We start from the raw sequence: 6,370 nt of genomic DNA, 5'->3' as shown, positions 1-6,370 counted from the left end.
GTTTACCAAGAGGTTGTGAAAAAGCTGTTTAGTTTCGAGTATTAAGAAAAATTTTGTGAAAATGGCTTTCCACATTTTTGCATAAATTTGGCTTAATACCGAGAAACTGGCTTTTGAACACCGTTTATTGAGAGGTTGTGAGCCTGCCGTTTAACTCTGAGGCACAAGGAGCAATTTCAAAAAACAGCTTCTCATGTTTGTTGGATATTGTGACTTGTGACTGAGGAGTTGGCAGGAGAACACCGTTTATCAAGAGGTTGCGAAATCGGCGTCCTGATCTGTGTATTAGAGAAACAAACGGCAAAATAGTTCCTCATATTTTGCCGTTTTGTGAGCTGATACCGAGAAGTCATGATCCTCTCGTCTAACTCCGAGTCGCAAGGAATGAGTTCAAAAAATAGCTTTTCTCTACAAAAACTACATAAAAAATCCTATGTTTTTTGTTAAAACTATTTGTTTTTTTCAAAAGTATGTTACAGTAATTTCCCAAGGAGGTTTTACAGAAATGAATTTTGTTGCCATGGATTTTGAAACTGCCAATCATCAGCCTTATAGCGCTTGTTCTCTTGCGTTAGTCATGGTAAAAAACAGCCGAATCGTCGATGAATTCTATACATTGATACAGCCTGAAACTCCTTTTTTCTGGCGAAACGTCCAAATTCACGGAATCCATCAAGAAGACGTACGCAATGCCCCGAAATTTCCAGAAGTCTGGCAAACTATCCAACCATATTTTCAAAAAAATCGTTTAGTCGTTGCACATAATGCTGCTTTTGATACAAAGGTCTTAGCAGGTTGCTTAGATTATTACCACCTCGAACAGCCTAATTATCTTTCTTTATGTACAGTGAAAAGCAGTCGTCGCTTGTTTCCTGAATTTCCAAATCATCGATTGAACACTGTGTGCGAAAATTTGAACATCCAATTAGATCATCATCATGATGCATTGGAAGATAGTCGTGCGTGTGCGGAAATCTTGCTTTATCAAGAAAAAAAATTCGGGACAGATCCATTGAAAAAACTCGTGACTATAAAGTAAAGCAATCATTTACTTATGAAACGCACAAAGAGGTTGTGAAATCAGCGTTTTGATCTGATTATTAGAGAAACAAACGGCAAAATAGTTCCTCATATTTTGCCGTTTTTTGAGCGAATATCGAAGGTCAGCTGATTGAACACCGTTTATTCAAAAAATGGACTGCGTCACGACTTTTGTCACAGTCCATTCATACGTTTTTCTGCCTTCCCAAAAGGATGACAGTTTCTTAACTCTTTTCTTATTTTTTCTATTCAATCAAATAACTCATTTTATATACATCTAAAAATTCACCTAAATCTGTTCTTGCCCCTCTAGGCATGACCGCTTCGATTTGGAAACCCATTTTCTGGTAAAGGTGTACGGCTCTTTCATTACGAACTTGAACATCCAGCTCCAATCGAAAAAGTACACCCATTTCCTTCGCCCAATTGATGATTTCTTCTAGCATAAGAGTACCTAGTCCCATTCCCCAATATTCCTGCAGGATACTGATACCGACTTCTCCCACGTGAGATAAACGAAATTGACTGTCTGCTTTGACTGATGCTGTTCCAACAATCGTCCCCTCATTGATAGCAAGCAGCAATAAATTATTGTTGCTTTCGTACATATAACTCAACTCTTCTGATAAAGTTTCTGGGGGTAAAAGAAGTTCAGCTTCATCTAAAGCTAAAAATTCTGTCTCGCTATTGACTTGTTCCATCATCGAAAGAATATCTTTTGCATCATCTGGCACTGCTTCCCGCAAGATGATTCCAATTTCTTCACTCATGGTTTTCAACCCATTTTTCTAGGATTCGCTGTTTGAATGTTTCACTTTGTTCACCATATGAGATTAATTTCACATAACGCTTTTCTAAATCTGTATCACTTTTTTCTAAAATCAGTTCCAAATAATCTTCTGGCAGTGCTTCTTCTAATAGGTTTCCCCATTCGACAACGGAAAGCCCATCTCCTTCAAAATATTCATCTAACCCTAAGTCAGCTCCGCTAGCTGCTACCCGATAAATATCCATGTGATACAACGGAATCCTGCCTTGATTATATTCTCTAATAATCGTGTATGTCGGACTTTTGATCATTTGCGTTATTCCCAGTCCTTGGGCGATACCTTTCGTCAATGTTGTTTTACCCGCACCTAGATCACCAGTCAATATCAGATTATCACCTGGCATGGCGGAATGACCAATTGCTTCTGCAAATTGTTCTGTCATTGTTAATCCTGATAGTTCGATCATTTTTCATCTTCTCCCGCTCTTCTTTCTTTTTGCCAGTATATCGCGTAATGAAGTTTTTTTAAAGAAAAAAACGAACTAGCCAAGAACAGCAGCTGCCGTTTTTGGACTAGTCCATGTGTATTTGTTAATCAATCAATGTTTGTGCTGCTGTGATAATCGATAATTTATATACGTCTTCTTCATTTGCCCCACGAGACAAATCAGAAACCGGTTTGTTCAAACCTTGCAAGATTGGTCCGATTGCTTCAAAGTTACCAAAACGTTGAGCAATTTTATAGCCAATATTTCCTGATTGCAATTCTGGAAATACAAAGACTGTTGCTTGACCAGCTACTTCTGAATCTGGCGCTTTCAGTTGTGCAACTGAAGGAACATAAGAAGCATCAAATTGCAATTCGCCGTCGATCAAATATTGTGGTGCTAGTTTTTTAGCGATTTTAGTGGCTTCAACTACTTTGTCTACTTCTGGCGATTTCGCTGAACCTTTTGTCGAGAAGCTCATCATCGCCACTTTTGGTTCGATATCGAACAGTTCAGCTGTTTTTGCAGAATCTACAGCGATTTCTGCCAATTCTTGTGCAGTTGGATTCACATTGATTGCACAATCAGAAAAGACGTATTTTTCTTGGTCTCTTCCACGTACCATGATCATCGCACCACTTGTCCGACTGACACCAGGTTTTGTTTTGATGATTTGGAGTGCTGGACGAACAGTGTCGCCCGTCGAATGGATTGCTCCAGAGACCATGCCGTCTGCAACACCCATATACGTAAGCATCGTACCAAAGTAATTCACATCTTTTAAAATCTTTTCTGCTTGTTCTTTGGATGCCTTTCCATTTCTACGTTCGACAAATGCATCTACCATTTCATCCCACTTATCATAAGTATCAGGACTAATGATCGTAAAGCTAGATGTTTTGATTCCTCTGGCATGTGCTGCATTTCTTATTTCTTCTTCGTTTCCTACTAAAATGGGTTCCACCAGTTCTTCTGCTTTCAACCGGGCAGCTGCACCTAAAATTCGAGCATCAGTAGCTTCCGGGAAAACGATTTTGATCCCACGGCGAACAATCTTAAATCTTAAACTATCAAACAATTCCACAAGATGACCTCCAGACGTTTTTATATGTATTATCATACACTATTCCATAAAAAAAGAACAGTTTATTTTATCTGTATCAGTCAAAAATGCCGGAAAAATGAAGTTTTTCACATATATGGCAAACTGCGCTATAACAGGAAAGCGCTGTTTTATTACACTGTTTCAGGCAGTTGCCAATCAATCGGTTCTTCTCCTAACGCAAGGAGTGCATCATTCGTTTTCGAGAAGGGTTTGGAACCAAAAAAGCCACGACTTGCGGATAGCGGACTCGGATGTGGAGATGTAATGATGATATGACGGCTCTTATCGATCATTTTGATTTTTTCTTGCGCCGGTTTTCCCCACAAGATAAACACGATTGGTTTTTCTCGTTCATTTAATTTTTCAATGATCGTGTCTGTTAATCTTTCCCAACCTTTCCCGCGATGTGAATAAGCTTGCCCTTCCCGAACAGTAAGAACAGTGTTGAGTAAGAGGACTCCCTGTTTAGCCCATGACACTAGGTTTCCATGTTGAACAGGTACGATACCAAGATCATCATGAAGCTCTTTGTAGATATTTCTTAAAGATGGCGGGATCTTCACGCCGGGCTGCACAGAAAAAGATAATCCATGAGCTTGGTTTTCTCCATGATAAGGATCTTGTCCTAAAATCACTACTTTGACTTCTTCATAAGGAGTCAATTCCAACGCTTCATAGATATGATACATATCTGGATGGATCTTTTGGGTCGCATATTCTTTCTTTAAAAATTCTCTTAGATGCAGATAATAATCTTTTGAAAATTCTGAGGACAAAACTTCTTGCCAACTGTTATGAATGATTTCTTTCAAAACCTCCACCTCCTAATAAAAAGAATAACTCACATTTTCTTCAATCACAAGGGACAATCTTCCCCCCTCAGCACTTGATTAATATGGTAAACTAGGAACAAGAAGCAGAAAGGAACGATAATCATTATGATCAAATTAATTGCATCAGATATGGATGGCACATTATTAGATGCCCATATGAGTGTTTCTCCTGAAAATGCCGAAGCGATACGTTTTGCAAACGATGCCGGCGTTGAGTTCATGGTCGCTACTGGACGAAACTACCAAGAAGCTCGCGCCGCTTTGGATGAAGTAGGAATCGATTGTGCGATGATCACTTTGAACGGGGCACAGGTATTTGATAAAGAAGGAAATTCCTTGTTTACCGTCTCCATCCCAAATAATCAAGCAACCTCTGTTTTGGATATTTTAGACGCTAACGGTATTTACTATGAAGTAGCAACCAACGATGGTCTTTATTCTGAAAATCAAGCGAAGCGGATCGAAAGCTTTGCTTCCATGGTCGCTACCCATTTACCTCACCTTACGTATAAAATGGCGATTGCCATGGCCTCAGCTAAGCTGGAGTTGTTGCACATCACATATGTAGACAGTATTCGTACCATTTTGGAAGAAAAGAATCTGGAAGTCTTGAAAATCATCTGTTTTCATACAGAAGGACCTGCTGTGTTAGGACCAGTTGGTAAGCAGATTTCTCTTTTAGGTGATTTAGCTGTCACTTCTTCTGGTCAAAACAATATTGAAGTGAACCATAAAAACGCTCAAAAAGGGATTGCCGTTGCCCACGTCGCGCATGAGCGTGGCATTTCTTTAGAAGAAGTCATGACGATTGGTGATAATTTCAATGATGTCAGTATGCTGCAAGTGGCTGGAGTCAGTTTTGCAATGGGAAATGCAGAAATCGAAGTAAAAGATTATGCCAAATATACAACGGACACGAACCTTGAATCTGGCGTAGGAAAAGCCATATTGCGCGCGATTGCAGAAGACTTATAGTTTTATCTAGAAAAGAGGGATATAGATGTCAGAATTTTTCATTCAGGAAAAACAGCTTGGACGTGCGACTCGGACAATCGTCAAAAACGAAAAAGGGCATTCCCTGTTTTTGATGGTTGGTCGTTGGGGAACAAAGGGCGATGCGTTGTCTCTTTATGCCATGAATGGCGATCTTGTTGCCCACATCAAGCAAATAAGCCTGACATTCGGTACGCGTTTTGAGCTGTATAAGGAGTTCGAAAAAGTGGGAACCATGCAGAAAATATTCAATTGGCCCGGTGATTTTTATTATATTCGTAGGCTTCACTGGACAGTCCAAGGTGATATCTATAATCATCAATATCAAATCCACCATTTCAATCAACAAATCATGAAGATGGATAAAGCTACGCTTTTTTCAGGAGATTACTATGTACTGGATATCTCAAATGATGAAGATGCTCCTATTTGTATTTGTATTGCTGCGGTTTTAGATTACTGGCTTTACCGTAAAGACAAAAGTCGCGATAAGCCTGTTTCTTATCGGCTTGACTTAAGTTAAAAAGATGTACCTGAAATGCGTATTTCCGCATTTCAGGTACATCTTTTTAGATATTCTTTTGCATATGATCATAAAGATGACCACTGATCATCCGCTGACCGACCACTTTGAAGCCATGGCGTTCGTATAATTTTTTAGCCTTTGGATTTTTTTCATCCACACTTAGTCCGATGACGGAGCGATTCGCTTTCTTCGCCAATTTAGGTAATGCTTCTAATAATCGTGAACCGATGCCTTGCCCTCTAAAATCTTCTGATACACTGATAGAATCCAAATACCATTCATTGGGAAACGTTTCTTTATCAATGAACAAACGTGTAGACGCATCTAACTGATATTTTTCTAAGATAGGTACCAGCGGCTGATCGATGATGGCTTCTTCTTCATCTGTATAACCGTAAGCAACTCCTGCAACTTTACCGTCTATTTCTTCTACGATACCTCGTGAATAACTGTAGCGATAATTTGGATCAGTGATGGCTTCTTCTAGAATCTCTAAAGTCTTTTGTTCCCCTGTCTGCTTCAAAAATGGCAATTCCATGTCTTTTAGAATTACTAAGATCAATGGAGCGATTTCTGGAGCATCTTCTTTTCTCGCAAAACGAATCATAGTTTCCT

At 39.3% G+C, this 6,370-nt stretch carries 8 protein-coding genes; 3 read left to right on the top strand and 5 right to left on the bottom strand.

All coding sequences use genetic code 11. The features are described from left to right. Nucleotides 1-505 precede the first annotated feature (505 nt). Nucleotides 506-1,039 (top strand): 3'-5' exonuclease, encoded by a 534-nt coding sequence (locus OZZ83_RS12390; RefSeq protein WP_002345304.1) that lies wholly within the window; start codon nucleotides 506-508, stop codon nucleotides 1,037-1,039. Between the two features lie 247 nt (nucleotides 1,040-1,286). Here the strand turns inward: OZZ83_RS12390 and OZZ83_RS12385 are convergent, their stop codons facing one another. The 4 genes from OZZ83_RS12385 to OZZ83_RS12370 all read right to left on the bottom strand — a co-directional run bounded on the left by OZZ83_RS12385 (nucleotide 1,287) and on the right by OZZ83_RS12370 (nucleotide 4,215). Beyond that, nucleotides 1,287-1,811 carry a GNAT family N-acetyltransferase gene (locus OZZ83_RS12385; protein WP_002306112.1) on the bottom strand — a complete coding sequence of 175 codons (525 nt, stop codon included), beginning with the start codon at nucleotides 1,809-1,811 and terminating at the stop codon, nucleotides 1,287-1,289. Beyond that, nucleotides 1,804-2,277 carry a tRNA (adenosine(37)-N6)-threonylcarbamoyltransferase complex ATPase subunit type 1 TsaE gene (gene tsaE / locus OZZ83_RS12380; RefSeq protein WP_002308391.1) on the bottom strand — a complete coding sequence of 158 codons (474 nt, stop codon included), beginning with the start codon at nucleotides 2,275-2,277 and terminating at the stop codon, nucleotides 1,804-1,806. Before tsaE ends, OZZ83_RS12385 begins: the two co-directional genes overlap by 8 nt. Nucleotides 2,278-2,401: 124 nt before the next feature. Further along, the gene (gene pta, locus OZZ83_RS12375) at nucleotides 2,402-3,382 is read right to left on the bottom strand and encodes a phosphate acetyltransferase (RefSeq protein WP_002312157.1); all 981 of its coding nucleotides are present in this window, start codon (nucleotides 3,380-3,382) and stop codon (nucleotides 2,402-2,404) included. Between the two features lie 152 nt (nucleotides 3,383-3,534). After that, a complete protein-coding gene (locus tag OZZ83_RS12370; protein WP_002308387.1) occupies nucleotides 3,535-4,215 on the bottom strand; it encodes a uracil-DNA glycosylase in 681 nt (226 codons plus the stop codon). Between the two features lie 126 nt (nucleotides 4,216-4,341). Between OZZ83_RS12370 and OZZ83_RS12365 the strand changes: the two genes are divergently transcribed. Then, on the top strand, nucleotides 4,342-5,211 hold the full coding sequence (locus OZZ83_RS12365) for a Cof-type HAD-IIB family hydrolase (RefSeq protein ID WP_002312156.1): 870 nt from the start codon (nucleotides 4,342-4,344) through the stop codon (nucleotides 5,209-5,211). A 25-nt stretch (nucleotides 5,212-5,236) separates the two neighbouring features. Continuing rightward, complete coding sequence (locus OZZ83_RS12360) at nucleotides 5,237-5,752, top strand: LURP-one-related/scramblase family protein (RefSeq protein WP_002313432.1); 516 nt, start codon at nucleotides 5,237-5,239, stop codon at nucleotides 5,750-5,752. A gap of 46 nt (nucleotides 5,753-5,798) precedes the next feature. Here the strand turns inward: OZZ83_RS12360 and OZZ83_RS12355 are convergent, their stop codons facing one another. Beyond that, nucleotides 5,799-6,362 (bottom strand): GNAT family N-acetyltransferase, encoded by a 564-nt coding sequence (locus OZZ83_RS12355; protein ID WP_002320003.1) that lies wholly within the window; start codon nucleotides 6,360-6,362, stop codon nucleotides 5,799-5,801. Nucleotides 6,363-6,370 lie beyond the last annotated feature (8 nt).

This window comes from Enterococcus sp. E5-162, assembly GCF_035725965.1.
Taxonomy (GTDB): domain Bacteria; phylum Bacillota; class Bacilli; order Lactobacillales; family Enterococcaceae; genus Enterococcus_B; species Enterococcus_B lactis.
Note: the sequence above shows the minus strand (reverse complement) of the source record. Positions and strands in the feature narration are given on the sequence as shown.